The sequence below is a fragment of the Mesorhizobium sp. STM 4661 genome (genome assembly GCF_000359125.1).
GTDB lineage: Bacteria > Pseudomonadota > Alphaproteobacteria > Rhizobiales > Rhizobiaceae > Mesorhizobium.
Genome location: NZ_CAAF010000063.1, coordinates 1 through 26,514 on the forward strand (window position 1 = coordinate 1; position 26,514 = coordinate 26,514).

The 26,514-nt window shown below is 61.5% G+C and carries 26 protein-coding genes, 1 pseudogene and 1 riboswitch; of the genes and pseudogenes, 16 read left to right on the plus strand and 11 right to left on the minus strand.

Features of this window, described 5'->3' with window-relative positions; genetic code table 11:
* Nucleotides 1-190: hypothetical protein (locus MESS4_RS20220; RefSeq protein ID WP_198292783.1), on the minus strand; the 190-nt coding region annotated here is incomplete at its 3' end.
* A 284-nt stretch (nucleotides 191-474) separates the two neighbouring features.
* Here MESS4_RS20220 and rpmG point away from each other — a divergent pair.
* Complete coding sequence (gene rpmG, locus MESS4_RS20225) at nucleotides 475-642, plus strand: 50S ribosomal protein L33 (protein WP_006201775.1); 168 nt, start codon at nucleotides 475-477, stop codon at nucleotides 640-642.
* 396 nt (nucleotides 643-1,038) lie between these two features.
* Here the strand turns inward: rpmG and MESS4_RS20230 are convergent, their stop codons facing one another.
* Nucleotides 1,039-2,412, minus strand: a complete 1,374-nt coding sequence (locus MESS4_RS20230; protein ID WP_006334975.1) for a PleD family two-component system response regulator — start codon at nucleotides 2,410-2,412, stop codon at nucleotides 1,039-1,041.
* A 33-nt stretch (nucleotides 2,413-2,445) separates the two neighbouring features.
* A complete protein-coding gene (locus tag MESS4_RS20235; protein WP_280110242.1) occupies nucleotides 2,446-2,802 on the minus strand; it encodes a response regulator in 357 nt (118 codons plus the stop codon).
* 243 nt (nucleotides 2,803-3,045) lie between these two features.
* Here MESS4_RS20235 and MESS4_RS20240 point away from each other — a divergent pair, with 243 nt between their 5' ends.
* Both MESS4_RS20240 and MESS4_RS20245 read left to right on the plus strand, forming a co-directional pair.
* A complete protein-coding gene (locus MESS4_RS20240) occupies nucleotides 3,046-3,345 on the plus strand; it encodes a DUF3572 domain-containing protein (protein WP_006334977.1) in 300 nt (99 codons plus the stop codon).
* On the plus strand, nucleotides 3,342-3,995 hold the full coding sequence (locus MESS4_RS20245) for a hypothetical protein (protein ID WP_006334978.1): 654 nt from the start codon (nucleotides 3,342-3,344) through the stop codon (nucleotides 3,993-3,995). The genes MESS4_RS20240 and MESS4_RS20245 overlap by 4 nt, the downstream gene beginning before the upstream one ends.
* A gap of 8 nt (nucleotides 3,996-4,003) precedes the next feature.
* On the opposite strand, the gene MESS4_RS20250 is transcribed toward MESS4_RS20245, so the two are convergent.
* Nucleotides 4,004-5,521 (minus strand): hypothetical protein, encoded by a 1,518-nt coding sequence (locus MESS4_RS20250; RefSeq protein ID WP_006334979.1) that lies wholly within the window; start codon nucleotides 5,519-5,521, stop codon nucleotides 4,004-4,006.
* Between the two features lie 83 nt (nucleotides 5,522-5,604).
* Nucleotides 5,605-6,180 (minus strand): GNAT family N-acetyltransferase, encoded by a 576-nt coding sequence (locus MESS4_RS20255; protein ID WP_006334981.1) that lies wholly within the window; start codon nucleotides 6,178-6,180, stop codon nucleotides 5,605-5,607.
* Nucleotides 6,181-6,248: 68 nt separating this feature from the next.
* Here MESS4_RS20255 and MESS4_RS20260 point away from each other — a divergent pair, with 68 nt between their 5' ends.
* A complete protein-coding gene (locus MESS4_RS20260; RefSeq protein ID WP_006334989.1) occupies nucleotides 6,249-7,577 on the plus strand; it encodes a DNA polymerase IV in 1,329 nt (442 codons plus the stop codon).
* A gap of 32 nt (nucleotides 7,578-7,609) precedes the next feature.
* Here the strand turns inward: MESS4_RS20260 and MESS4_RS20265 are convergent, their stop codons facing one another.
* Nucleotides 7,610-8,116 carry a hypothetical protein gene (locus MESS4_RS20265; RefSeq protein WP_006334990.1) on the minus strand — a complete coding sequence of 169 codons (507 nt, stop codon included), beginning with the start codon at nucleotides 8,114-8,116 and terminating at the stop codon, nucleotides 7,610-7,612.
* Nucleotides 8,117-8,303: 187 nt separating this feature from the next.
* Between MESS4_RS20265 and MESS4_RS20270 the strand changes: the two genes are divergently transcribed.
* Nucleotides 8,304-9,185 (plus strand): EamA family transporter, encoded by an 882-nt coding sequence (locus MESS4_RS20270; protein ID WP_006334991.1) that lies wholly within the window; start codon nucleotides 8,304-8,306, stop codon nucleotides 9,183-9,185.
* A gap of 113 nt (nucleotides 9,186-9,298) precedes the next feature.
* Here the strand turns inward: MESS4_RS20270 and MESS4_RS20275 are convergent, their stop codons facing one another.
* The 3 genes from MESS4_RS20275 to dnaE all read right to left on the minus strand — a co-directional run bounded on the left by MESS4_RS20275 (nucleotide 9,299) and on the right by dnaE (nucleotide 14,751).
* Nucleotides 9,299-10,102 carry a potassium channel family protein gene (locus tag MESS4_RS20275; RefSeq protein WP_006334992.1) on the minus strand — a complete coding sequence of 268 codons (804 nt, stop codon included), beginning with the start codon at nucleotides 10,100-10,102 and terminating at the stop codon, nucleotides 9,299-9,301.
* Between the two features lie 103 nt (nucleotides 10,103-10,205).
* Nucleotides 10,206-11,216, minus strand: a complete 1,011-nt coding sequence (locus tag MESS4_RS20280; protein WP_006334993.1) for a methyltransferase — start codon at nucleotides 11,214-11,216, stop codon at nucleotides 10,206-10,208.
* A 40-nt stretch (nucleotides 11,217-11,256) separates the two neighbouring features.
* Entirely contained in the window at nucleotides 11,257-14,751 is a 3,495-nt protein-coding gene (gene dnaE, locus MESS4_RS20285) for a DNA polymerase III subunit alpha (RefSeq protein WP_198292784.1), read from the minus strand.
* A 247-nt stretch (nucleotides 14,752-14,998) separates the two neighbouring features.
* Between dnaE and MESS4_RS20290 the strand changes: the two genes are divergently transcribed.
* Together MESS4_RS20290 and MESS4_RS20295 are read left to right on the plus strand one after the other, a co-directional pair.
* Nucleotides 14,999-15,226, plus strand: a complete 228-nt coding sequence (locus tag MESS4_RS20290) for a hypothetical protein (RefSeq protein WP_006334997.1) — start codon at nucleotides 14,999-15,001, stop codon at nucleotides 15,224-15,226.
* A gap of 4 nt (nucleotides 15,227-15,230) precedes the next feature.
* Nucleotides 15,231-15,683 (plus strand): hypothetical protein, encoded by a 453-nt coding sequence (locus tag MESS4_RS20295; RefSeq protein ID WP_006334999.1) that lies wholly within the window; start codon nucleotides 15,231-15,233, stop codon nucleotides 15,681-15,683.
* A gap of 51 nt (nucleotides 15,684-15,734) precedes the next feature.
* On the opposite strand, the gene MESS4_RS20300 is transcribed toward MESS4_RS20295, so the two are convergent.
* Nucleotides 15,735-17,747, minus strand: coding sequence for an acetyl/propionyl/methylcrotonyl-CoA carboxylase subunit alpha (locus tag MESS4_RS20300; RefSeq protein WP_006335001.1), 2,013 nt, complete (start codon nucleotides 17,745-17,747; stop codon nucleotides 15,735-15,737).
* 181 nt (nucleotides 17,748-17,928) lie between these two features.
* On the opposite strand from MESS4_RS20300, the gene MESS4_RS20305 reads away from it, so the two are divergent.
* The 7 genes and pseudogenes from MESS4_RS20305 (at nucleotide 17,929) to MESS4_RS20335 (ending at nucleotide 23,494) form a co-directional block, all read left to right on the plus strand.
* Nucleotides 17,929-19,056, plus strand: coding sequence for an S-(hydroxymethyl)glutathione dehydrogenase/class III alcohol dehydrogenase (locus MESS4_RS20305; RefSeq protein ID WP_006335003.1), 1,128 nt, complete (start codon nucleotides 17,929-17,931; stop codon nucleotides 19,054-19,056).
* 194 nt (nucleotides 19,057-19,250) lie between these two features.
* The gene (locus MESS4_RS31245) at nucleotides 19,251-19,814 is read left to right on the plus strand and encodes a hypothetical protein (RefSeq protein WP_157385628.1); all 564 of its coding nucleotides are present in this window, start codon (nucleotides 19,251-19,253) and stop codon (nucleotides 19,812-19,814) included.
* Between the two features lie 53 nt (nucleotides 19,815-19,867).
* Nucleotides 19,868-20,437, plus strand: a complete 570-nt coding sequence (gene gfa, locus MESS4_RS20315) for an S-(hydroxymethyl)glutathione synthase (RefSeq protein WP_006335007.1) — start codon at nucleotides 19,868-19,870, stop codon at nucleotides 20,435-20,437.
* Nucleotides 20,438-20,502: 65 nt separating this feature from the next.
* Nucleotides 20,503-20,968 (plus strand): annotated as a pseudogene (locus tag MESS4_RS20320) (YaiI/YqxD family protein).
* Between the two features lie 25 nt (nucleotides 20,969-20,993).
* Nucleotides 20,994-21,671 (plus strand): DUF1345 domain-containing protein, encoded by a 678-nt coding sequence (locus MESS4_RS20325; protein WP_006335009.1) that lies wholly within the window; start codon nucleotides 20,994-20,996, stop codon nucleotides 21,669-21,671.
* Between the two features lie 112 nt (nucleotides 21,672-21,783).
* Nucleotides 21,784-22,665, plus strand: coding sequence for a cytochrome b/b6 domain-containing protein (locus MESS4_RS20330; RefSeq protein ID WP_006335014.1), 882 nt, complete (start codon nucleotides 21,784-21,786; stop codon nucleotides 22,663-22,665).
* Between the two features lies 1 nt (nucleotide 22,666).
* On the plus strand, nucleotides 22,667-23,494 hold the full coding sequence (locus MESS4_RS20335) for a molybdopterin-binding protein (protein WP_006335015.1): 828 nt from the start codon (nucleotides 22,667-22,669) through the stop codon (nucleotides 23,492-23,494).
* 105 nt (nucleotides 23,495-23,599) lie between these two features.
* Here the strand turns inward: MESS4_RS20335 and MESS4_RS20340 are convergent, their stop codons facing one another.
* Nucleotides 23,600-24,598 carry a hypothetical protein gene (locus MESS4_RS20340; RefSeq protein WP_006335016.1) on the minus strand — a complete coding sequence of 333 codons (999 nt, stop codon included), beginning with the start codon at nucleotides 24,596-24,598 and terminating at the stop codon, nucleotides 23,600-23,602.
* A 184-nt stretch (nucleotides 24,599-24,782) separates the two neighbouring features.
* A riboswitch (glycine riboswitch) is annotated at nucleotides 24,783-24,869 on the plus strand.
* Nucleotides 24,870-25,017: 148 nt separating this feature from the next.
* On the opposite strand from MESS4_RS20340, the gene gcvT reads away from it, so the two are divergent.
* Nucleotides 25,018-26,136, plus strand: coding sequence for a glycine cleavage system aminomethyltransferase GcvT (gene gcvT / locus MESS4_RS20345; RefSeq protein WP_006335018.1), 1,119 nt, complete (start codon nucleotides 25,018-25,020; stop codon nucleotides 26,134-26,136).
* Between the two features lie 6 nt (nucleotides 26,137-26,142).
* Nucleotides 26,143-26,511, plus strand: coding sequence for a glycine cleavage system protein GcvH (gene gcvH / locus MESS4_RS20350; RefSeq protein ID WP_006335019.1), 369 nt, complete (start codon nucleotides 26,143-26,145; stop codon nucleotides 26,509-26,511).
* Nucleotides 26,512-26,514 lie beyond the last annotated feature (3 nt).

Here is a 26,514-nt window from a genome sequence, read left to right on the forward strand (position 1 = left end):
CCCACAAGGGGAGAAGGGAGAGGCAGCGCCGGTGAGCACCGCGCCGCTTGGCTCGTTCCACTAGCCCAGCCGCATGAAGCTGCGTCTTGATGAAGGTGTAGCGCCAGCTGAAGTCGTGATCGCGCAGCAGGTGCTCGTGGAAATGCTTCACGTTCCAGCCAAGGTAGCGGTGGCGATAAAGCTCCAGCATCACCTCAAGCGCCTCCGCGGGCACCCTTAAAAACGTCCCGAAACTTCTGCATTCTCCGGTCCTGTAGCCACGCTGTCCGTCTCATCCCCAGCCTCCGTTCGCTGGAAATCAAACCGGACAACTCGCGTGCTACCTAATCCGGACAACTCATCTGCTTACGACACGCAGCCTCACGGGCTTGACTTTCCGGGCGTGTTCTTTATGTGTCGCGCCAAGTTTCCCGCGTCCGGGCGTTTCCCCCGTGCTCCAGCGGCCAACCCCACGAACATTAACGGACTGATATCATGGCCAAAGCCGCAAACATCAAGATCAAGCTTCTGTCGACCGCCGACACCGGTTTCTTCTACGTGACCAGCAAGAACAGCCGCACCAAGACGGACAAGCTGTCGTTCCGCAAATACGATCCGGTCGCCAAGAAGCATGTCGAGTTCAAGGAAACCAAGATCAAGTAATCGGGTTTCCTCCGCAATACCGGAAACGCCGCCTCATGGGCGGCGTTTTCGTTTTAACCATTCGAAAAATCAAAACTCTTCTGGGGCTTGGCACAGAATCCTGATGTCATTTGGAAAAGGGGGCCGGTCGGCGTTTGGCAGCGGTACGAGGAGGCCACTATGTGCCAGCGCCGGCCGGCCGACCCCACGGACCCAGGAGATGCGGCGGACCTGAGAATCATGGGGTATTTTTCGGATCGACCCGGCGATCTACCCTCGCGCCGGTTCCGTTATTGGCCTGCACATTTGCGCAACACCTCAGGAAAATCAACCGTTTCTTAACCAAGTAACGCGAATCGCTTGGATTAAGGTAAATTCGTAACCCTGTCGCACTGACTGGATAATCGGGCGTCGGTGCTACGCCGCCTTGGCGACGACGCGGTTGCGGCCGCCGCTCTTGGCTTCGTAGAGCGCCAGATCGGCGCGCTTCATCAGTCCCGCCACCGTGTCCACCCCCTTCAGCACCGATGATACACCGACGCTGACGGTGACTTCGATCGTCTTGCCCTCGGAACCGACGGCAAACGGCATCTGGGCGATTTCGGCGCGAATGCGCTCCGCAACCTTCTCGGCGACCGCGCCCTCCGTGTCCGGCATCACCACGACGAACTCCTCGCCGCCAAAACGGCAGGCAAGGTCGATGCCGCGCACATTCTTGCGCAGCCGCCGCGCGAATTCGCGCAGCACGTCGTCACCGCCGTCATGGCCGTGCGCGTCGTTGATGGTCTTGAAACGGTCGAGATCGGTGATCATGACCGACAGCGGCCGTCGCCGCGCCACGGCGCGGTCGAACAGCGTCTGCAGATGGCTGTCGAGGTAACGGCGGTTGTGCAGCCCGGTCAGCCCATCGGTCACCGCCATCTCGATGGTCTGGGTGACGCTGGCGCGGAGCTGGTCGTTGTAACGCTTGCGGCGGATCTGCGTGCGCAGCCGCGCGGTCAGCTCCTGCTGGTCTATCGGCCGCATCAGATAGTCGTTGATGCCGAGTTCAAGGCCGCGCACGAGGCGTCCCTCCTCGCCCTGCTCCGCCAGAAGGATGATTGGCAGGAAACGGGTGCGATCGAGCGAGCGCAATTGCGAACAAAGCCTCAGCGGATCGAAATCGGCAAAGGCCGTCGAGATCATCACGCATTCATAGGGCGTCTCGGCGGCCTGGAAGAAGCCGGCATGTGGGTCGGTGGCAATGTCGAGATCGGCGCTGCCACGCAGCATTTTCTGGATGCGCTCGAAGGAGGATTTGCGCTCGTCGATCAAGAGAACTTTCGGCATCGTGTCTTCGGAGGCGAAATTTCGGCTCAGAAGCTCCTCGATGCCAATGTTGCGGGTGGTCGAGGCGCGCAGGCGCAGCTCGTCGGTCAGCGTCTTCAGCCTGACCAGGCTCTTGACGCGCGTCATCAGTTGCAGATCGTTGACCGGCTTGGTCAGAAAATCGTCGGCGCCGGCATCGAGCCCGCGCACCCGGTCCGAAACCTGATCGAGCGCGGTGATCATGACGACCGGGATATGCGATGTCGCCGGATCGCTCTTCAGCCGCCGGCAAACCTCGAACCCGTCCATGTCGGGCATCATCACGTCGAGCAGCACGACATCGACCTTGCCGTTTTCGCAGGTTTCAATCGCGTCCGGCCCATTGGTGGCGGTCAGCACCTCGAAATATTCTGCAAGCAGCCGGACCTCGAGCAGCCTCACATTGGCAGGGATGTCGTCGACGACGAGAATCCGCGCTGTCATCTCATAAGGCTCCGGCTCGGCTGAAAGGGCGCATCAGGCGTCGCCCAGATAGGATTTGATGGTTTCGATGAAACGCGGCACCGAGATCGGCTTGGAGATATAAGCCTCGCAGCCACCCTGGCGGATACGCTCCTCGTCGCCCTTCATCGCGAAGGCGGTGACGGCAATGACCGGGATGACATGGAGGTCGTCGTCCTCCTTCAGCCATTTGGTCACTTCCAGCCCCGATACTTCGGGCAGCTGGATATCCATCAGGATCAGGTCCGGCCGGTGCTGTCGCGCCAGGTCCAGTGCTTCCAGACCGTTGCGCGTACGCACCGTTTCGTAGCCGCTCGCTTCGATGAGGTCCCGAAAGAGCTTCATATTGAGCTCATTGTCCTCGACGATCATGACCTTCTTTGGCATCAATTTCCCGTTCCGGCTCGGCCTTCCGCTCGAAGGCTGCCGTCATGCGCCCCTGCCGGAACGCACCAAACCCTGCTTCACAATACGGCAATAAGATTGACGAAACGCAAACCGCCAGCCGCAAAAGCCGTTCGGATTCCACTTCGAACGCCACATCGAAGAGCTTGCCGCAGGCGACACTTGCGATTACTGCGAAAAGAGACTCATTCCACCCCGAAGAAGGTAGCGATGGCAAACGCAGCGTCAATGCGTGAGGAGGCCGAAACCATTGCCGTGAAGGCATTGGGCTTCGTCGCCGCGGACCCGGAGCTTCTGCCCCGCTTTCTGGCGATTACCGGTATCGAGGCGCATTCGATCCGCCGGGCGGCCGGTGAGCCGGGATTCCTGGCCGGCGTGCTGCAATTCATCCTCGCCCACGAGCCAACGCTGATGCGGTTTGCGGAGGAAACCGGCACGCCGCCAGCTTCCGTCGGCAAGGCGCTGCGGGCTTTGCCGCTGGGCGACGACAATCACGAGCATTCCATATGAGCGACGATCCTGAGACTGCGCGGCAGATCGAGGAACTTGCCGCGGACGACCGGCCGCTGCTGGTGCTCGATGTCGACGATGTCGTGCTCGAATTCATCCGGCCCTTTCCGCATTTTCTCAAATCGCGCGGCTTCGGCCTGACGCTCGCCTCCTTCCGCCTCACCGGCAACATCGCCGAAACGGCGAGCGGCCGCTTGGTCGAACAGCCCGAGGTGACAGCGCTTCTGGGTGAATTCTTTGACGCCCAGGCCGACTGGCAAAGTATCACCGACGGTGCCGCGGAAGCCCTTGCCGCGCTTGGTGATCGCGCCGAGATCGTCATGCTGACCGCCATGCCACACAAACACCGCGCGGTGCGCCGTGCGCATCTCGACGCGCTCGGGCTGCCCTACCCGCTTCTGACCACCGAGATGGCCAAGGGACCGGCGGTGGCCAAATTGCGCGGCAAAAAGGGCCGCCCGGTCGCCTTCGTCGACGACCAGCCGTCCAATCTGCTGTCGGTGCAGAACTCGGTTGCCGACGCGCACCTCTTCCATCTGATGGCCGACAATTCGCTGCGCGCCTTCCTGCCGCCGGCGCCGGACGACATCGTGGTCTTGCAGGACTGGCCTGAAGCCGCACCGAAGATCGCGGCGGCGCTTGGATTTTGATCAAACGCTTAAGGCTGGAGCTTCGCTCCGGCGCCGCCGTTGTCGCCCGCGGTAGCATCACTCGGGTCAGTGAGGGGATCGTCCTGGACGGGATCGGCCTGCTTCAGCATGGCGCCGTTGACCGTGACCGAACCGTCGGCCTTGGCGTTGATGACCCATTCCAGCCGACCATCCGGCAGTGCCTTGCCAAACCCTTTGACGGCGAGCGCGAAGGAAAAAGCTTGTGCCGCTTGCTGGTCGCTCTTGGCCGCCGTCTGCAGGGTCTGCACGATTTTGTCGTAGCCCGCGACATCGACGATCATGCGCGCTTCCGGTTTCTTGCCGGGGAACGTCATCTCGCCTTCCATCGCGACCTCGATGTTGCCGTTCTTCACCGTGCTGTGCCCGAGGACGACTTTCGGATTGTTGGCCATGAAATCGGCGATCAAGGTCTCGCCAAATTCATCTGACAGCGGAGGATCCCTATTGAGATCAAAGGCTTCAATCGCCTTTCTTAGCATGCTGTCCAAGTCGAGATTGGCGCCGCCAAAGCTCAATTCGATGTCGGTAGGCAACAGCGCGGCACTCCAGCTGGGCAGAAGACGCTGAGGGACGGTCAAGCCGGTCGCCTCGATCCGACAATCGATCTTCCCGTTGTCAGAGATTCCGTCGATACCGGTCGTCGCGCTCAAATCCGCAAGCCCGAAATTGCCCGCTGGACTTGCCACGCTCATGCCATCAAAGCGATAGGAATATTGCAATCGCTCCCACAAGGGCAATGCGCTTGTCAGTAATGATTTGAGTTCAGCCTGATTTGCCTTTAGTGAAGCTTCGTCCTGATTGGCGATGGCAAAACCGAGAAGATCGAGGAACGCCCTCGTATGCACGCCATTCCCGGTAATCTCGGCCGACACCCTCGGTGACTTCATCGTGACTGGCACTTTCAGCCCCGTCTCGCCTTCGTCGACAATGGCCGTTTCGACGAAATCAGCGATCGTCTGCGTCATGGCAAAATCGACGCCGCCGCCTGCGGATTTGCTAGCGTTCAAGCTCGACGTACCGGCGCCGACGCTGAGGTCCATCGGCTCCTTGGGATCTCTGGACGTCACTTGCATGCCGGCCATCGAGCCGGCTCCGCTGGTGAACACCGCCAGTCCCGGATCGTAGATGCCGCTGAATGCGGAGCCGGAGACGGAGAAACGCACCCCGTGTGGTCCCTCGACATCGACGAAGGCGTTGGGCGCTAAATCTGACGATACGCTCCAGCTTCCGTCACTGCGCGGTTTAACCAGCATCGCAAAGGGCGCGAGATTGAATGTCAGAGAGTCCTTGCTGGGATTTGCCCTAATGAGTGCGTTGAAGTCGAAGGCTATCCGATAGGCATCGCCGTCGGCCGAGATCTTCAGAATGCCGCTGTCGAGCGCCTTCTTGCCAATGTAACGTGACAGATCATCCGACAGTTGCTTCGCACCCTGACTGTCGACGGCCTGCCCCCAGGCTGGCGTACCGAATGCAAGCAGCAAAACAAATGGCAAAACAAGCTTCATGTTAACCCCCATTTTCGATCACTGAACTCAAAGCCGCTTCGAGCATTGATAGGAAGATACTGTCACAGCCACAACACGACCAGCTAAAGCACCAGCCGCATCAGCGGCCGGCCCGCTTTGCGTTCCACAAGCCGTTCGAAGCCGGCCTTCTCGAAGACCCGCGACGAGCCGACGAACAGGCCGATCGAGCGCGAGTCTTTCGACAGGTCCATCGGGCAGGCCTCGATCAGCCGCGCGCCATTCTGACGGGCGAACTCTATACCGCCCGTGACCAGCCGGTGCGACACGCCCCTGCCTCGCGCCTTGACCCGGATGAAGAAGCAGGAGATCGCCCAGACGTCTGGATCGAAAGCGTCGGCGGGATCGACCGGCGCGGAACCCCTGCCCTTATTGTTCCACTCCGGCACGTCGGCGCGCGGGCCGATCTGCATCCAGCCGACCGCCTTGCCGTCCTCGAATGCCAGCAGGCCAGGTGGCGGTCCGGCCTCGATCCGGGCCTTTATGTGGTCCTTGTTGCGTTCCTTGTCGCTCGCGCGGCGCGCTGCCGGCGCCAGCCGGAAATGCGTGCACCAGCAGCCGTAACAGGCGCCCTGCTTGCCGAAAAGATCCTCGAAATCCGCCCAAAGCTCGGGCGCCAAGGGCGCTATGGTCGTATTCATGAACTCTCTCCCGGCGAGCCGCCTTGTCGCGGCTTCCGTCCTGACGTACCATTGCATTTGTTCTCTTTATGTTCGCAGCGATGGCGGCTCCTGTCAACAATCCCCATCACGGTTTTTGCCGCGACTGCCTGACCTTCCAGCGCGGCGAGGCGCGACGCTGCGAACGCTGCGGCAGCCCGCGGCTTGCCCGCCATCCCGAACTCTACCGGCTGCATCTTGCCCATATCGACTGCGACGCGTTTTATGCGGCCATCGAAAAGCGCGACAACCCGGCGCTGAAGGACCGGCCGTTGATCATCGGCGGCGGCAAGCGCGGCGTCGTCTCCACCGCATGCTATATCGCCCGCATCCACGGCGTGCGCTCGGCCATGCCGATGTTCAAGGCGCTCGAAGCCTGTCCGGAAGCGGTGGTCATGCCGCCGGACATGGAGAAATATGCGCGCGTCGGCCGCGAGGTGCGAGCGCTGATGCAGGCGCTGACGCCGCTGGTCGAGCCGATCTCCATCGACGAAGCGTTTCTGGACCTTGCCGGCACCGAGCGTCTGCATGGCTTGCCGCCGGCGGTGGTGCTGGCGCGCTTCGCGCTCGGCGTGGAGAAGGAGATCGGCATCACCGTGTCATCGGGCCTTTCCTACTGCAAGTTCCTGGCCAAGGTAGCGTCGGATTTTCGCAAGCCGCGTGGCTTTTCGGTGATCGGCGAGGCCGAGGCGCCAAGCTTTCTGGCAGAGCAGCCGGTGACGCTGATCTGGGGCGTGGGAAAGGCCTTCGAAGCCACGCTCGAGCGGGACGGCATCCGCACCATCGGCCAGTTGCAGCGCATGGAGCGCGGCGACCTGATGCGGCGTTACGGCGTGATGGGCGACCGGCTCTACCGGCTTTCGCGCGGCGAGGACGACCGCCGCGTCCATCCCGACCAAGATGCGAAAAGCGTATCGGCGGAGACCACTTTCGACACCGATATCGCTTCCCTGGATGAATTGGTTTCGGTGCTGAGAGCGCTGTCGGAAAAGGTCTCGGCGAGGCTGAGGAAATCCAGAATTGCCGGGCGCACCGTCGTGCTGAAACTGAAAACCCAGGATTTCAAGACCCGCACGCGCAACCGCCAGCTCGGCGATCCGACCCGGCTGGCCGACCGTATTTTTTCGACCGGTCTCGACCTGTTGCGCCGGGAAGCGGACGGAAAGAAATACCGGCTGCTCGGCATCGGCGTCAGCGACCTCTCGGACGACGACAAGGCCGATCCGCCAGACCTCGTCGACGTCCGGTCGCGCAAGCGCGCCATGGCCGAAGGCGCCATCGACACGCTGCGCGACAAGTTCGGCAAGAAGGCCGTGGAAACAGGCTATACCTTCGGGAAGGGCCGCAATGCCCATCCGCCCGAGCCGATCGAGGACTGAGACCGACCGGCGATAATCGGTCCATCGCGCGATCAGGTGCGTGTGAGATCGATCCGGCTTGTGATCACGGTCTTGCCGGTTTTGGGATCGACATCGGTAACCGTCAGCCGCATGCCGTTGCTGTCGGTTTTCTCAACGGTGAGCCGCGCCCTGCGATCGCCGTTGACCTCCTTCGCCCAGCTTATGCCGAGATTGATGGCATTACCCGAGCGACTGCCGCTGAGTTGTGCCGGCCCGGTGCGGGACCCGACATAGACGCCGGTGTACTTGGCCCCGCTCGACTTCAGATCGGCGCTGATGGCGCGTGTCACCACGACAAGCCCGCGGCATTTGCCGTCCAGCGACAGCGAGGTCGACGTCGCGTCGGAATTAAAGGTGCAGGAAACGTTCACCGTCGGTGCCTCGGTAGTGACCTTGACAATACCTTTGCCGGCAAAATTCCCCTGGAACGAACGGAGGAAATCTGCGTCGTCGGCATGAGCTGCACCCGCCGCTGCCGTCAGGCAACCGGCAAGTAGAAATCGCGCGAATGAATTCATCAAAACTATCCCCCGTGCTGTCAGAGACAAAGAATTCCAAGGAAGTCGGGCAATACCGGGAATCAACGCTTGTCGCCGCCGCAGGTTCCACTTTCAACATGACTGTTTTGCAACGCGCGGCTGCTGGCCCAGTCGAATGCGTAGCCTAGCGATTGCGGTGAAAGGCCCGGCTTGCGACATAGCGCGCATGGCACCCACACCCTCGATCTCCAAGGCCGCGTTCTGGATGGCGCTGTCGGTCGCCTCGTTCCTGGCGATGTCGGTCGCCGGCCGCGCCACGACCGCCGAGCTCAACGTCTTCCAGGTGCTGGAGCTGCGCTCGGTGATCGGCTTCTTCATCCTTCTGCCCCTAGTGCTGATGAGTGGCGGTTTTGCGGCGATGCGCACCGAGCGGCCCATCGCCCATATCGCCCGCAATGTCGTCCACTATGCCGGCCAGGCTGCGTGGCTCTACGCGCTGACGCTGATCCCGCTGGCCGTGCTGATCTCGATCGAATTCACGACACCGATCTGGACGGCCATCCTGGCGGTCGGCTTCCTCGGCGAAAGGCTCTCCAGGCCGAGACTTGCGGCGATCGTGCTCGGGCTGATCGGCGTGGCGATCATCGTGCGTCCAGGCATCGGCGCCGTTAACCCTGGACATGTTGTCGTGCTGGGCGCCGCGGTCTGCTTCGGCATCTCCGTGGTCATGGTCAAATCGCTGACGCGGACGGACAGCGTCGTGCGCATCATCTTCTGGATGCTGGTCATCCAGTCGGTTATCGGTCTCGTGCCGGCGCTCTACGAATGGCGCAACCCGCCGCTCGAGCTATGGCCGTGGATCGTGCTGATCGCCTTCACCGGCATGTCGTCGCACTTCTGCATGGCCCGGGCGCTTGGCTATGCCGACGCCACGGTCATCTCGCCGATGGATTTCCTGCGCGTGCCGCTGTCGGCGCTGATCGGCTGGCTGCTCTATCACGAGCAGATCGACGCCTTCACCGCCGGAGGCGCCTTGCTGATCCTGATGGGCAATCTGCTCAATCTGCAACGAAGGGCGACGAAACCGGCGGAGATCGCGGTATCATAGTGCCTTTGGGGCTCAGAGCATGATCCCGAAAAGTGGACACCGGTTTTCGGAAAAGATCATGCTCAAACAAAGAGATAGAGCCCCATCCCGATTCAATCGGGATGGAACAGGCTCTAGTCGCCGTCGTCGGGTATCTTGAGAAGATGTCCGCAGGCCTTGCAGTGGACTGCGTCGGGCTCGTGTCGCTGCAGCCCGCATTGCGGGCAAGGAAAAAAGACCTTGGCGGGGCGGAAGAGCGCCTGCGCCAGCCTGACGAACAGCGATATGCCGATGATCATGGTGGCGATCGCGGTGAGCTTGCCTGCTATTCCCGGCAGGACGATGTCGCCGAAACCGGTCGTGGTCACCGTGGCGACGGTGAAATAGAGCGCGTCGATATAGCCTTCGAGACCAGCCTGGGTGCGGAAGAAGAAGGTGTAGACGAAGCCGGTGATGACAAACAGGAAGGTCAGGAGATTGATGACCGCGTGGCTCGCCTCGCGCCATCGCCTGAGGCCGCGCATCTCCAAATGCCGCCACAACCTACCGCTGCGCGACAGCGACCACAGTCTGAGGATGCGCAGGAAACCGAGATTAGCCAGTGCCGTAGGCATCAGCAGCGTCAGCAGGATGAAGATATCGATCCACGACGCCGGCTGTTTGATCAGGCGCAGCATGTCGTTGGAGGCCAGCAACCGGGCAACCATGTCGGCGGCGACAAGCACCGCCACCGAGTAATCGAGCCAGAGGAAAGAGGACGACTGCTGGATGACCGGTGTGGCGATGAAGAAGCCGATGATGGCCAGGTCGATGATGATGGCCACAAGCTGAAACCGGAAAGCCGCGGGCGTGCGCCCGTGATAGAGCTTGCGCAAAATGTCGCGCAGCCGTGCCAAGGCCGAACGATCCTGCAATTCGTCCTTCTCTGCCGCTTTCATGATGACCGCGTTAGCCTTCGCGGCGGCGGCCGTCCAGCGCGCGGGCCGACGGAAGCTGTAGCAAGGCGAGAACAACCGGTCCTATGGATACCAGTCGAAGCCATCACAGCGGCCTGCCCTCGATGATGCTGATGCGTGGTCCCGCCTCGATGATGTCGGTCACCTCGAAGCCACCCTTTGCCAGCAGCGACTTAAACTCTTCGGCCGTCCGCTCCTGGCCATCAGGCGCGACCAGCATGTTGAGGTCGGAGAATTTGGCATTCGCCCCTTGATTAGGCGGCTCAAGCACGGCCTCAAACACCAGCAGCTTGCCGCCATCATGGATCGCCCGGCGGCAGTTTTTCAGGATCGCGACGTTGGTCTCGTCGTCCCAGTCATGCAGTATCCATTTGAGCAGCACCGCGTCCGCCCCCGCTGGCAGATCCGCGAAGAAATCACCACCGACGATCTCGCAGCGATCGGCGACGTCTTTCGCCGCCATCACCGAGGCGGCCGGCGCCACCACATGCGGTTGGTCGAAAAGAATGCCGCGGCTGCCGGGGGTCGCGGCAAGAACTTCGGCAAGCAGCGATCCCTGCCCCCCGCCGACATCCATGACCACCGGAAACGGCGAAAAATCATATGCCGCCAGAATGGCCGCCGCCACGCCGCGCGAATTCGCAGCCATGGCACGATCGAATATGGCGGACTCCTCGGGATGCTCGGCCCGGTATTCCCAGACGCCTTTGCCGTGCGCGTGACGAAATGCGTTCTTGCCGGTCTGGATGCTGTAGAGCAGCTCGCTCCACGCTTGCCGGTAATAGGGCCTGCCGACAAAGGCCGCCCAGGGTGCGGCCGAATACTCCGCATCGGAGCGCAACGCGCCGCCAAGCGGGGTCAGCGCGAACTGCCCGTCCTCTGCCTCGTGAAATATGCCGACAGCCGCAAGCGCCCGCAGCAATCGGTAGAGCGCGCGCGGATGGGTGTCGGTCAGGCTTGCCAGATCTGCAGCCGAGCGCTTGCCATCCTTGAGGTGGTCTGCGATGCCAAGCATCGCCGCGACCGAGATCGCTTGCGACACCCGGTATTCATTGACCATTCGTATCAGTTCGAAAGCGGCTGTTCGCGGATCCATGGCGCCCCCCAATCCGCTAACAAATCACATGGTATCGCTTCTAAACAAGCTCCACTTCCACCACGCCCTGCACCGCGCGCATGGCGGATGCGATTTGTGGCGAGACGCGATACCCACCTGGCAAAGCGATCTCGACCTCGCCTTGCGCCTCTCCTTTGAGGACAATAATGCTGACCTGACTGTCGCCACGCTGTTTGAGCTGCGATTGAATGATCGACGCTGGCCCGTCGTCTCTGACAAAGATGCGCAGCGCCTTCTGGACGCGGCTGGCCTCGTCTTCCAGCGATTGCACCGAGTTGATGCGCAAATTGACGCCTTCGGGCCTGTCCTCGGCCGAAACCGTGATCACCACCGAGCGGCCGGGCTCCAGCAGGTCGCGATACTGCGCCAGCCCCTCGGAAAACAGCACCGCCTCATACTGGCCCGAATTGTCGGAGAACTGCACGACGCCCATTTTGTTGCCGGTGCGCGTCTTGCGTTCCTGCTTGGTGGTGACGGTGCCGGCAAGCCGGCCGGCGGCAGCACCCCGTTTGACCGCGGCTGAGAATTCGGCCCAGTTTTGCACCCGCATCCTTTGCAGCGCCGCTCTGTATTCGTCGAGCGGGTGCGCCGAGAGATAGAAGCCGACCACCTGGAATTCGCGGTGCAGGCGGTCGGCGGCGAGCCATGGTTCGGCCGCCGGCAGGTTGAGCGCCTGCGACTGCGCGCCGAGCGAAGCGCCAAAGATGTCAGCCTGGCCGGAGACGGCATTCTGCTGCGCCAGCGACGCCAGCCCCATCATCCGCTCGACGCCCGCCATCATAGCGGCGCGGTCATGACCGAAGCAGTCCAGCGCGCCGGCCATGATCAGGCTTTCGAAGACGCGCTTGCCGACGATCTTCGGGTCGACCCTCTCGCAGAAATCGGCGAGGCTCTTGAACGGCTTTTCGCCGCGCGTGGCAACGATGTGCTCGACGGCTGCATCACCGACGCCCTTGAGCGCTGCCAGCGAATAGAAGATCTTGTTCTCGCCGACCTCAAAGTCGCGGAAACTTGTCATCACCGACGGCGCCGCCACCTCGATGCCGAGGCGCAGCGCGTCCTGGCGGAAATCGGCAAGCTTGTCGGTGTTGCCCATGTCGAGCGTCATCGACGCGGCCAGGAACTCGACCGGATAATGCGCCTTGAGATAGGCCGTCTGGTAGGAGACCACCGCATAGGCGGCGGCATGCGATTTGTTGAATCCGTAGTCGGCGAACTTCGCCAAAAGGTCGAAGATGAAGTCGGCCTGCGGCTTGCCGACGCCGCGCTCGACGGCGCCCGAGACGAAACGCTCGCGCTGCTTGTCCATCTCGGCGCGGATCTTCTTGCCCATGGCGCGGCGCAACAGGTCGGCTTCGCCGAGCGAATAGCCTGAAAGCTCCTGCGCGATCTGCATCACCTGTTCCTGATAGACGATTACGCCTTGCGTCTCCTTCACCAGATGGTCGATCTTCGGATGGATCGACGCCATCTCCTCCTCGCCATGCTTTCTGGCGTTGTAGGTCGGGATGTTCTCCATCGGGCCGGGACGGTAGAGCGCGACCAGCGCGATGATGTCCTCGATGCAGTCGGGTCGCATGCCGATCAGCGCCTTGCGCATGCCCGCACTTTCCACCTGGAACACGCCGACCACCTCGCCGCGCGACAGCATGGCGTAGGTGTCGGGATCGTCGAGCGGAATACGGGCAAGGTCGATCTCGATGCCGTGGCGGCGGATCAGCTTGACCGCCGTCTCCAGCACCGTCAGCGTCTTCAGGCCGAGGAAGTCGAACTTCACCAGCCCGGCCTGCTCGACATATTTCATGTTGAACTGGGTGACCGGCATATCCGAGCGCGGATCGCGGTACATCGGCACCAATTCCGACAAAGGTCTATCACCGATGACGATGCCGGCGGCGTGGGTCGAAGCATGGCGATAGAGCCCTTCCAGCTTCTGCGCCATGTCGAGCAGCGTCTGGACGATCGGCTCCTTCTCGGCCTCCTCGGCAAAGCGCGGTTCGTTGGCTATGGCATCGGCGAGCTTGACCGGATTGGCCGGGTTCGACGGCACCATCTTGGAGAGTTTGTCGACCTGGCCGTAAGGCATCTGCAGCACGCGGCCGACGTCGCGCAGCACCGCACGCGCCTGCAGCGTACCGAAGGTGATGATCTGACCGACCTGGTCGCGGCCGTATTTCTGCTGGACGTAGCGGATGACCTCCTCGCGCCGGTCCTGGCAGAAATCGATGTCGAAGTCGGGCATCGACACGCGGTCGGGATTGAGGAAGCGCTCGAACAGCAAGGAGAAGCGCAGCGGGTCGATGTCGGTGATGGTCGTCGAATAGGCCACCAGCGAGCCTGCGCCCGAACCGCGGCCCGGCCCGACCGGAATGCCTTGCGCCTTGGCCCATTTGATGAAATCGGCAACAATCAGGAAATAGCCGGGATATTTCATCTTCTCGATGACGCCGAGCTCGAAATCGAGCCGTTCGCGGTATTGCTCGACTGTATAGCCTGGCGTGGGGCCATGCGCGGTAAGCCGCGCCTCCAGCCCCTCATGCGCCTGGCGGGCCAGTTCCTCGGCTTCCGCCTTCACCGCGGCGTCATTATCGGCGACATCGCCGCCGGTGAAGCGCGGCAGGATCGGATTGCGGGTCTTGGGATAATAGGAACAGCGTAGCGCGATCTCGACAGTATTGTCGATCGCTTCCGGCAAATCGACAAACAGCCGCGCCATATCGGCCTGGCTTCTCAGGAAATTATCTGATGACAGGCGACGGCGTTTGTCGACGGCGACGACCGAGCCCTCGGCGATGGCGATCAGCGCGTCGTGCGCCTCATAGTCTTCTCGCGAGGAAAAAAACGCCTCATTGGTAGCGACCAGCGGCAGGTCGTGGCTGTAGGCCAGATCTACCGTCGACTTCTCTATTGTACGGTCGTAGCCGGAAACCCGCTCTAGTTCGACATAGAGCCGATCGCCGAACAGCGCCTTGAGCGTAAGCAACCTCTGCTCGGCGAGGTCGCGGCGGTCTTCCTTCAAGGCAGTGCCGATCGGGCCGCGCGGCCCACCGCTGAGGCAGATCAGCCCATCGCAATGGCCATCCAGCATTTTGGTGGTCAGGTGAACCGCCTCGCCGGGCGGCATTTCCAAATAGACCCGGCTGACCAGCCTGACCAAATTGGAATAGCCGGCCTCGGTCGCCGCGATCAAAACCACCGGCCTCATGTCCGGGCCTTGCCGCCTGCGGTCGCGCTGGCTGTCGCTCGCTTCGCCGGAAAAGGCGAGAGCGGTCTGGCAGCCGATGATTGGCTGAATGCCCTCTTTGACCGCCTTCTGGGCAAATTCCAGCGCCCCGAACAAATTGTTGGTGTCGGTCACGGCGATGGCCGGGCATTCGTCCTTGACAGCATGGGCAACAACCGTGCCGAGCTGCAGGGCGCCTTCGAGCAACGAATAGGCCGAATGCACGCGCAGATGGATGAACGGCCGCGCCGCCACCTCCGGTCTTGCCGCCTTGGCAATCGCCTCGCGCAGCAAGGGATCGCGCGTCGTCTTTTCGTCTGCCACCAGTCTTTGCTTTCCGATCCGCAATTCTTGCCGCTCTAATCTAGGCTGCCGCGCTTCGACCTGCCAGCATTCTCGGCCTCTGCACTTGCCAATTCCCGGAAAACGTCGACGGCCTCGCGCCGCAACCCTGTGTGAAGTGCTTCATGGTCGATGGGACAGCGCCAGCCGCACACTGCCAGCGTGAATGAAATCGTCTTTCAACAAGGAGGTTTTCATGACTAGCCGTTTTGTCGTCGATCTCAGCGGTCTCAAGCTTGCCAAGGGCATGGAAGAAAAAATGGCGAAGACCATTCAGCACGCGGTGCTGACGTCGATCGCCGAAACCTACACGCAGCCGGAGATCGCCTTGCGCTTCCCCAAGGAGTGGCTCGGCCTGGTTGCGCATATCGACCAGCACCAACTTCCCGCCCTCGACAAGCAAATCGGCGGGATGATGCGCTAGAACCATGTCGTTCGCTCCGGCAGACGTTAACACGGTTCCGGTAGGCGCCAAGCTTGTCGAGGGCGGCGAAAAGTCCTGCCCGAGCGCTCGCGCCGAGCCGGGAGCGCTGCTGATCGGCGTGGTCGGGGCGGACGGCATCGTGCAGCCGATCCCGACACGACTCGAAATCGACGCCGAATTCGTCGAGCAGGCGAGCAAGGCCGGCGCCCCGGAAGCGCGCTTCCGCTTTGCCGGCCGCTGCGTCGAAGGCAAATGCAAGCAGTGGACCGGCAATTCCTGCGGCGTCATCGAAAAGGTGCTGACCGGCATGACCGAGCAGATGGTGGCGCCTGCCGAAAACCTGCCGCGCTGCGTCATCCGCGGCACTTGCCGCTGGTACAGCCAGCGTGGTGCTGACGCCTGCCGCGCCTGCGTGTACGTCGTCACCGACCAGAGCAAGGTGGCGGATCCGGCTTGATACTGAGATCGAGGGCCGGCGGTTTCCAGTCCTCGATCTCGCTTAAAAAGATCAGACGAATTCCATGATCACCGCGTCCACGGCAAGGCTGTCGCCCGGCCTGGCATTGAGTTTCGCCACGGTGAGGTCGCGCTCGGCGCGCAGCACGTTTTCCATCTTCATCGCCTCGACCACGGCCAGCGTCTCGCCGGCCTTGACCTCCTGACCCTCGGCAACGGCGATCGACACGACGAGGCCGGGCATCGGGCAGAGCAGCATCTTCGACGTGTCCGGCGGCACTTTTGCCGGCATCAGCCTTTCGAGTTCGGCCGTGCGCGGCAGCATGGCGCGCGCCGTCACCGACATGCCTTTCCAGGCGATGCGCAACCCGTTCGGTACCGGCCTGATCTGCGCCACGATCGTGCGGTCGCCGACCGTGCCGCGCCAAATGAGGTCGCCGGGCCGCCAGTCGGACGCCACGGTCAGCGCCTTGCCGCCGTCGATCGCCAGATCGAGCTCCGTCGGGATCGAGATCATGCCCTCTAGAATCGAGGCCGAAAGGTAATCCTCGCCGATCTTCACCACCCAGTCCCGCTTGAGAATGCCGGAATGCGGCGCCAGCCGTCCGCTCAGCCGGTCGAGCCGGTCGCGGCGCAGCAGTTCAACGGCGGTGGCGATCGACGCCAGCACCGCCTTTTCCTCGCCGTCGGGCACGATCGGCGCGAAGCCGTCGGGATATTCCTCGGCAATAAACCCGGTCGATATCAGTCCTTCCCGCCAGCGCGGATGCTGCATCAATGCGGCCAGGAACGGTATGTTATGCTCGATGCCATCGACGACAAAGCTGTCTAGCGCCTCCGACATGGCATCTATTGCCGCGATCCGCGTCGGCGCCCAGGTGCACAGCTTGGCCAACATCGGATCATAGAACATCGAGATCTCGGAGCCTTCGGTGACGCCGGTATCGTTGCGGATGACGATATCGCCGAACTTGCCCTCTTCCGGCGGCCGATATCTGGTCAGCCGGCCGATCGAGGGCAGGAAATTGCGATAGGGATCCTCGGCATAGAGGCGGCTTTCCACCGCCCAGCCGTTCGGCTTCACATCGCTCTGCTTGATCGCAAGCTTCTCGCCTGATGCCACGCGGATCATCTGCTCGACGAGATCGATGCCGGTGACGAGTTCCGTCACCGGGTGCTCGACCTGCAATCGCGTATTCATTTCAAGGAAATAGAAGTTCTTTTCGCTATCGACGATGAACTCCACGGTGCCGGCGCTCTGGTAGTCGACGGCCCTGGCCAGCGCCACCGACTGCTCGCCCATGGCTTTCCGGGTCTTGGCGTCGAGAAAAGGCGATGGCGCTTCCTCGGCCACCTTCTGGTTGCGGCGCTGGATCGAGCATTCGCGCTCGCCGAGATACAGTGCATTGCCATGCGCGTCGGCCAGCACCTGGATTTCGATGTGGCGTGGATCGACGACGAATTTTTCGATGAAGACGCGGTCGTCACCGAACGAGCTTTTGGCTTCCGACCGCGCCCGATCGAACCCGTCGCGCACCTCGGCCTTGCTCCAGGCGATGCGCATGCCCTTGCCGCCGCCGCCGGCCGAGGCCTTGATCATCACGGGATAACCGATCTCCCCGGCGATCTTTTCCGCATGGTCGGCATTCTCGATAACGCCGAGCCAACCGGGCACGGTGCTGACCTTGGCGGCGTTGGCGAATTTCTTCGATTCGATCTTGTCACCCATCGCCTTGATCGCCTTGGGCTTCGGGCCGATGAAAACGATGCCTTCCGCCTCCAGCGCCTCACAAAAGGCTGCGCGCTCCGAGAGAAAGCCATAACCGGGGTGCACGGCCTGCGCGCCCGTCGCCTTGCAGGCGGCGATGATCTTCTCCGGCACCAGATAGCTCTGCGCGGCGGGCGATGGTCCGATATGCACCGCTTCGTCGGCCATCTCGACATGCACGGCGTCGCGATCGGCGTCGGAATAGACCGAGACGGTGGCGATGCCCATCTTGCGCGCCGTCTTGATGACGCGGCAGGCGATCTCGCCACGGTTGGCGATCAGGATTTTCGTGAACATGCGGGCACTATTCCCCTCCGGTCGCCTGTTCCTTTTATGGTCTGTGCTTGTGCGGTCAAGACGGCCATGCAATTCACTGACCTTCAATCGATTTGCGAGTCCAATTTGCTTCCGTGGCCCAGTTGATCGCACCATTAAAACCTGAGAGCTTGGACGAAAATAGTTTGGGAGGATGTGCCTGATGAAAACCCGTGCTGCTGTCGCTGTCGCCGCCGGAAAGCCGCTCGAGATCATGGAGGTCGACCTCGACGGTCCGCGTGACGGCGAAGTACTGGTCGAAATCAAGGCGACCGGCATCTGCCACACCGACGAATTCACTTTGTCTGGCGCCGACCCAGAGGGCTTGTTTCCGGCGATCCTTGGCCATGAAGGCGCCGGTGTCGTCGTCGATGTCGGCAAGGGCGTCACTTCGGTCAAGAAGGGCGACCACGTCATCCCGCTCTATACGCCGGAATGCCGGCAGTGCCCGTCCTGCCTGTCGAGGAAGACCAATCTCTGCACCGCCATTCGTGCCACGCAGGGGCAAGGGTTGATGCCGGACGGCTCCTCGCGCTTCTCGATCGGCAAGGACAAGATCTTCCACTATATGGGCTGCTCGACCTTCTCGAACTTCACGGTGCTGCCCGAGATCGCGCTGGCCAAGGTCAATCCCGACGCGCCTTTCGACAAGATCTGCTACATCGGCTGCGGGGTGACCACCGGGATCGGTGCCGTCATCAACACCGCCAAGGTCGAGATCGGCGCAACCGCCGTCGTCTTCGGCCTCGGCGGCATCGGCCTCAACGTCATCCAGGGTCTGAAGCTTGCCGGCGCCGACATGATCATCGGCGTCGATCTGAACAACGACAAGAAGCCCTGGGGCGAAAAATTCGGCATGACGCATTTCGTCAATCCGAAGGAGATCGAGGGCGATGTCGTGCCCCACCTCGTCAACCTGACCAAGCGCGGCGCCGACCAGATCGGCGGCGCGGACTACACGTTCGACTGCACGGGCAACACCAAAGTCATGCGCCAAGCCCTTGAATCGTCGCATCGCGGCTGGGGCAAGTCGGTCGTCATCGGTGTCGCTGGCGCCGGCCAGGAGATCTCGACAAGGCCGTTCCAGCTCGTCACCGGACGGACCTGGATGGGCACCGCCTTTGGCGGCGCGCGCGGCCGCACCGACGTGCCGAAAATCGTCGACTGGTACATGGACGGCAAGATCCAGATCGATCCGATGATTACGCATACGCTGAAGCTCGACGACATCAACAAGGGCTTTGCCCTCATGCATGAGGGCAAGTCGATCAGGAGTGTCGTGGTGTATTGATGGCACTTACAGCACCTTACAAACGAACAATTCGGCCCTTTTTGAATGGAGGATACCAGCCGAGTAACGGATCAATGTCGTTCGTGCGGATGGACAACTATGCGCGGAAACCAAGAGCGTACGTTAGAGGATTCGAGATTCTTCAACGAGAAGTCCGAAATTTCTTCGAATATGTTGAACCGTCAGATAACAATATGAAAGTTTATTCAGAAATTATCGGAAAACTTTTAACTAGTGCTTGTTTCGAGGTAGAAAGTAATCTAAAGGCAATTTTAAAAGAAAATTTATATTCAAAAGTCGAAAAAGATATGAATATGAACGATTATTTTAAAGTAGAGGCATCTCATCATTTATCTAAATACGAAGTTTTACTGCCAGAGTGGACCGGAGATAAAAACGTTATCAGACCGTTTGAGGCATGGGCGAGCGCCGGGTCACTAAAGTGGTATCAAGACTACAACAAATATAAACACGACCGCGTCGCAAACGCTGAATCGGCGAATTTTGAAAACTTGCTAAACGCTTGGTCCGGCAATTTTGTTTTATTAAGCAGTCAATTTTTTGACACAGAATTCTCGGTGGATGCAGAGGTGATTGGTTTTGCTCCTGACTTTGACGAGAATGAATATAATCATGGTATCGGTGGATACTTAAAAATAAAATATCCAAATGATTGGTTGGATGACGAAAAATATGAGTTTGCTCTGAGCATATCGAACTGGAACGACAGTAATTTTTGTCAAGCGTACAGCTACTGAAGGATTCCATAAGAAATTATAGAGATTGACAGATGACAACAGGGAGGAAAGAAATGCCTGAAAAACTGCATCCGAAAATTGACAATGGACTACCCAAGGAAAGCGCCAGCTTTGCCGGCGGCACGCTGGTCTGCGCCTGCACCAGCAAGCCGGTGAAAGTGAAGGTCAAGGGCCAGATCGCCCACAATCATGCCTGCGGCTGCACCAAATGCTGGAAGCCAGATGGCGCGGTGTTCTCGGTCGTGGCCGTGGCGGGCACCGGCGACGTCACCGTCACCGAGAATGGCGACAAGCTGAAGGTCGTCGATCCGAGCGCGCTGATCCAGCGCCATGCCTGCACCGGCTGCGGCGTCCATATGCACGGGCCGGTCGAACGCGACCATCCGTTCAAGGGGCTCTCCTTCATTCATCCCGAGCGTTTCGAAGAGGATGGCTGGTCGCCGCCGGGCTTCACCGCCTTCGTCTCGTCGATCATCGAGTCCGGTGTCGATCCAGGCCGCATGGATGGCATCCGGGCGCAGTTGAAGAAGATCGGCCTCGAACCCTATGACTGCCTCAACCCCGGCCTGATGGACTATATCGCCACCTGGACGGCGAAGAAGTCCGGCGCACTGCCGGCATAGCGACAGCTCGACGACATCACTGGGGCCGGGCATCTCACCCGGCCCCATATTCTTTGGAACCAACGATGCCAGCACCCGCCATCTATGTCGATGCCGACGCCTGCCCGGTCAAAGCCGAGGTCGAAAAGGTCGCCGAGCGCCATGGCATCATCGTCACCTTCGTCTCCAATGGCGGCCTGCGCCCGTCGCGTGATCCGATGATCCGCAATGTCGTGGTGTCGAAAGGCTAACGCCGCCGACGACTGGATCGTCGACAACGCCCGGCCCAACGACGTCGTAGTGACAGCCGATATCCCGCTCGCCGCCCGCACGGTGGCGCTTGGCGCCCATGTGCTCGGCCCGACCGGGCGCCCGTTCACGCCGGAGACGATCGGCATGGCGGTGGCGATGCGCGACCTCAAGCAGCATCTGCGCGAGACCGGCGAAAGCAAGGGCTACAATGCGAGCTTCGCGCCGCAGGACCGTTCGCGCTTTCTCGGTGAACTCGATCGCATCTTGCGACGGGCGTTGAAATCCGCCACACCGGACTAGAAGAAAACCACCACCACGCTAGGCCATGGCCGTCGACACGCCCCTCAAGAAACCCCTGCACCGGCACATGCAGTTCGCAGTGTCGGCCTGCGTCGGTGCAGTGGCGCTGGCCATCGCGCTGTTGTTGCGCGCGCCCCTCGCCTATTCGGTCGGCGCCAATGCGTTCTTTGCCGTCTACATCATCCTTGTCGTCGCCCAGATGCCGCGGCTCACCGGCCACTATCTGAGCAAGAATGCGCGCGCCACCGACCAGCCGGTGCTGGTCATCTTCGCCGTCACGCTTGTTGTCGTCGGTGTCGCCACCATTTCCTTGTTCCAGCTCATCAACACGAAAGACAGCAAGCAGCTCCTCGGATTGCTGTTTGCGCTGGCTTCGATCCCGCTTGGCTGGTTCACCATCCATGCGATGGCGGCGCTTCATTACGCGCATGTCTACTGGATGGACGGCGATACGATCGACACCGAAACCAAGAAGAAAAACCCGGTCGGCGGCTTCGACTTCCCCGGCGGCAAGCGGCCGGAAGGCTGGGACTTCCTCTACTTCTCGTCGATCATCGGCATGACCGCGCAGACCGCCGACGTAAACATTACGACCTCGCATATGCGCCGCGTCGTGCTTGTCCATTCGATCCTGTCGTTCTTCTTCAACACGGTCATCGTCGCGGCGGCCGTCAACCTCGCCGTCAGTCTCGGCAGCCCGTAATATCGAGCAGCCGTAATAAATCCGTGATCGGATGAAACATCGCTTTGACTGGCAGCGTATTGGGAGGAGAACGACTGGAAAGGCCCGCTGAGCGGTCAAGAGGACGAGACAAATGGAATCGGTTGCCAGAAGTCAACCCACCGCCGGCACGGACACCGCCGCATCGAAAGATGCGACGCTGATCTACCGGCAGTCGCGCTGGACGCGGCTGACACATTGGCTCTGGGCGATCTCGCTGTTCTTCATGCTGCTTTCCGGCCTGCAGATCTTCAATGCCCGACCCCAGCTCTATATCGGCAAGGAGTCCGGCTTCGACTATAACAACACCGTCTTTGCCATCGGCGCCGAGAACACCGCTACCGGCCCGCGCGGCTACACCGAAATCTTCGGCAAGCGTTTCGACACGACCGGCGTGCTCGGCTGGTCGGGGCCGGCCGGGCAGGAAACCTCCCGCGCCTTTCCGTCCTGGGCGACAATCCCGTCCTATTACGACCTCGGCACCGCCCGCGTCGTGCATTTCTTCTTCGCCTGGATACTGTCGACGACGCTGATCGTGTGGCTGATCGCCAGCCTGGTCAACGGCCATCTGCGCCGCGATCTCGCCCCGCGCATCGATGATCTCAAGCGCCTGCCGCGGGACATTATCGACCACGCCAAGCTCAAATTTCATCACACCCGCGAATACAACACGCTGCAGAAGATGGCCTATGGCGGCGTGCTGTTTGTGCTTTTGCCATTGATGATCATCACCGGCCTCGCCATGTCGCCGAGCATGAATTCGGTGCTGCCGTTCCTCAACGATCTCCTTGGCGGCCGGCAGACGGCGCGCACCATCCATTTCATCGTGATGGTACTGCTCGTCGCCTTCTTCATCATCCACATGCTGATGATCTTGGCTGCCGGCCCGATCAACGAATTGCGCTCGATCATCACCGGCTGGTACCGAACCGATCCGCCGGCGCATGACAGCCAATCGCCCGAGAGGAGCGCCTGACATGCCAAAATTCCAGATCAGCCCCAAGCTACAGATAAGCCCCAAGTTACAGATAAATCGAAGAAAATTCCTGACCTCGGCCAGCCTCGGCGTATCAGGCATCATGCTGTCGGGTTGCGAAGCCTTCGACAGCCAGCTCGGCGTTGGTGACGGCCTGCGCAGCTTTCTCGAAGGCGCCAACGACCTGACGCATCGCGCGCAGCGATTGCTTGCCGGTCGCGACGCGCTGGCGCCGGAATTCAGCGAAGCCGATATCCGCCAGCGACAGCGCCCGAACGGCATAACCGCGCCGGACGACGATGTCTACAAGGGCCTGCTCGCCAATGATTTCGCCGACTGGCGGCTGGAAGTTTCCGGCCTCGTCGAGAAACCGCTGTCGCTCACCCGAGAGCAGCTCATGAACATGCCGAGCCGCACCCAGATCACGCGCCACGACTGTGTCGAAGGCTGGAGCTGCATCGCCAAATGGACCGGCACGCCGCTGTCCCTGGTTCTCGACCAGGCCGTGGTCAAGCCGCAGGCGCGCTACGTCATGTTCCACTGCCTCGACACGATCGACCGTAGCCTGTCCGGCGACATCAAATATTACGGCTCGGTCGACCTGATCGACGCCCGCCACCCGCAGACCATCCTGGCCTATGGCCTGAACGGCAAGCCGCTGCCGGTCGAGAACGGGGCGCCGCTGCGTGTCCGCGTCGAGCGCCAGCTCGGCTACAAGATGCCAAAATATCTCACCAAGATCGAGCTGGTCGACGGCTTCGCCACTATCGGCGGCGGCAGGGGCGGCTATTGGGAAGACAATGGCTACGACTGGTATGCCGGCATTTGACCGTTGGTGTGCGCCGTTACTAGTTCGACAGCTTCAAATGGATGTCGCGCTTCGACACCGGCAAGCCCGAGCCCGCCAAACAATAGAGCGCGATGTCAGCGCTGTTCAGGCGACCTTGTCGATCAGCGGCTTCAGCGCCGGATGGATTTCCGGCGAGGCGTGCTTGATCAGCGTCAGCAGCGCCCTCTCGTTCTCATGCAGCGGCCGGCCGCCGATATGTTCGACCAGCCACCTCGCCTCGCCGGCGTCGACCGTTTCGGCACGACGAGCCAAAGCCTCGGCCGCCTTGTTCTTCGATTCCCACTCGGCCTCGATATCGCCCGGCGCGCGGTAGGCTTCCAGGATACCGGCAAGCCCGCCTGACACCATGCGGCTGAAGAAACCGCCAATTTCCGGTTCGGCCTGCTCGAAAAAGGAGTCCTGGCGCAGCGCCACGCCCCGCATTGGCGCTTCGTAGCCGGCCGAGCACATCACGAAATTGGCGATCGCCTTGACGAACACGTCGTTCCAGGACGGATCATTGCTGGCCGCGGTGGTCCGCTCATTGATCCTGAACAGCACCTCCGCCTCGGCGCGGGTGACGGCAATGTTGCCGTCGCCGCCATAGGCGTAGAGGATGCGGCGCAGAAGCTCGACTTCCGCCTTGGCGATCCTGCCGGGAACCAGCTTGCCGCCGTGCATGAGCGGCCCCTTGCCGTCGACGACGGCATGGGCGACCTGCTTGAGCGCATAGGCGCAAAGCCGGTTCGGCGAGGACTTCGCCTTTTCCAGCACACGCACCAGCAGTTCAAGCTCGGTGCGGCTGTCGACCATGCCATCGCGCGAAATCGTCCGCACCAGCCAATCGGCATTGTCTTCCGAGACATAGCCTGCCGGCTTTTCCTGATGGACGATGTAATCGGTGACGGCCTCGACGAAGAAGTCGGGCCATTCCGCGCATTTGTCCTTGGCCGTCGCATCGAGTGCGAACAGCGCCTCGGCCTCGCCGCGGCTCACCACGCCATCGCCGAACACCTCACGGCGCAGCATCACCACATCTTCAGCCGTGATGCGATTTTTCGACGTCAGCCCGGCCACCGGCGCGCTCATGATCAGTTCGCCCATCTTTCGTTCCCGTCCATCGCCGGCAATGCCGGTCCCAAGCACCATGTCGATCCCTATATCAGCAGTGTCTTGAGAAACCGCCAAACGGCGTGGTTAGCGAAGACTTGTCGGGAAGATGTCGCGGGCAGGTGACAAGGTGTCGCTGACAAGCTATGGATGACGAGTCGAGGGCTTTTGCGAGCCCTACCTGTTTGCGGGAGAGAGCAGCGAGAGCTGCCGCCGAAGGGGAAATCGCCCGAAATCTCTCAGGCAAAAGAACCGTAGACGGGAAAGACACTCTGGAAAGTCGGGGTTTGCCCCCGCGCCGAAGGTGTAAGCGCTGCCGACAGAGTTACGGGGCGCGAGTCTCTCAGGCTTCAGACAGAGGGGCACGGACTGGTCGCCATCAGCGGCCGATTGCGTGCGACTCTGGAGATGACATGACGGGCGACGACACCAAACACCTTCCCCTCGAAGATTTGCATGCCGCCGCCGGCGCGCGCTTTGGCGCGTTCGCCGGCTGGTCGATGCCGCTGACCTATCCGGCCGGCGTAATGAAGGAGCACCTTCATACCCGCGAACAGGCCGGCCTGTTCGACATCTCGCACATGAAGCTGTTCGAGGTCAGCGGTCCGGGCGCCGCCGCACTCCTCAACCGAACTTGCCCGCTGGATGCCGGTGCGCTCGATATCTCCCAGTCCAAATACACCTTCTTCCTCAATGAGGCCGCCGGCATCATCGACGACCTTATCATCACCCGGCTTGGCGACCAGCGATTCATGGTCGTCGCCAATGCCGGCAACGCCGCCACCGACGAGAAGCACCTGCGCGCGCTGGCCGGCGATTTCGACGCAAAGGGCGATTTCGACGCAAAGGTCGACGCACTCGACCGCGTCTTCCTGGCGATCCAGGGCCCCGAAGCATGGGCGGCCCTTGCCCGCGCCGGCATCGAGACCGGATCGCTGCTGTTCATGCATGGCATCGAGGCCAGGCAAAACTGGTTCATGAGCCGCTCCGGCTATACCGGCGAAGACGGTTTCGAGATCGGCCTGCCGGAAGCGGATGCACGAAATCTCGTCACTAGGCTGCTCGAAGATGAGCGCGTGCTTTGGATTGGTCTCGCCGCCCGCGACAGCTTGCGGCTGGAAGCCGGGCTATGCCTGCACGGCCAGGACATCACGCCGGAGATCGATCCGGCCAGTGCCGGGCTGATGTGGGCGATCCCCAAGGACATCCGCGCCACCGGGCCGTTCATCGGTGCCGATGCCTTGCGCGCAATAGTTGAGCGCGGCCCGGCGCAAAAACGCGTCGGCCTGAAGCCGGAAGGCCGCCAGCCGGTGCGCGCCGGCGCCGCCCTGTTCGACGCTGACGGCAATCAGGCCGGCGATGTCACGTCAGGTGGTTTCGGACCATCGGCCGGCCACCCGGTTGCCATGGGCTATGTCCAGACTGCGCTGGCCAAGCCCGGCGCCCGGCTTTTCGCCGATGTGCGCGGGACGAAAATCCCGATCGATATCAATCCCCTGCCCTTCACACCTCATCGCTACCGCAAAGGATAAGTCCCGATGGCAAAGACCTATTTCACCGAAGACCACGAATGGCTCCGCGTCGAAAGCGGCGTCGCCACTGTCGGCATCACCGACTACGCGCAGGAGCAGCTCGGCGATCTCGTCTTCGTCGAATTGCCCGAGACCGGTCGCAAGCTCGCCAAGGGCGATACCGCGGTGGTGGTCGAATCCGTCAAGGCGGCGTCCGACGTCTATGCGCCGGTCGATGGCGAGATCACCGAAGCCAACAACGCGCTGTCGTCGGATCCGTCTCTGGTCAATTCGGCGGCGACCGGCGACGGCTGGCTGTGGAAGATGAAGCTCGCCAATGAAAGCCAGCTCGAGGGCCTCCTCGATGAGGCCGGCTACCAGGCTCACATCGGTTGATAT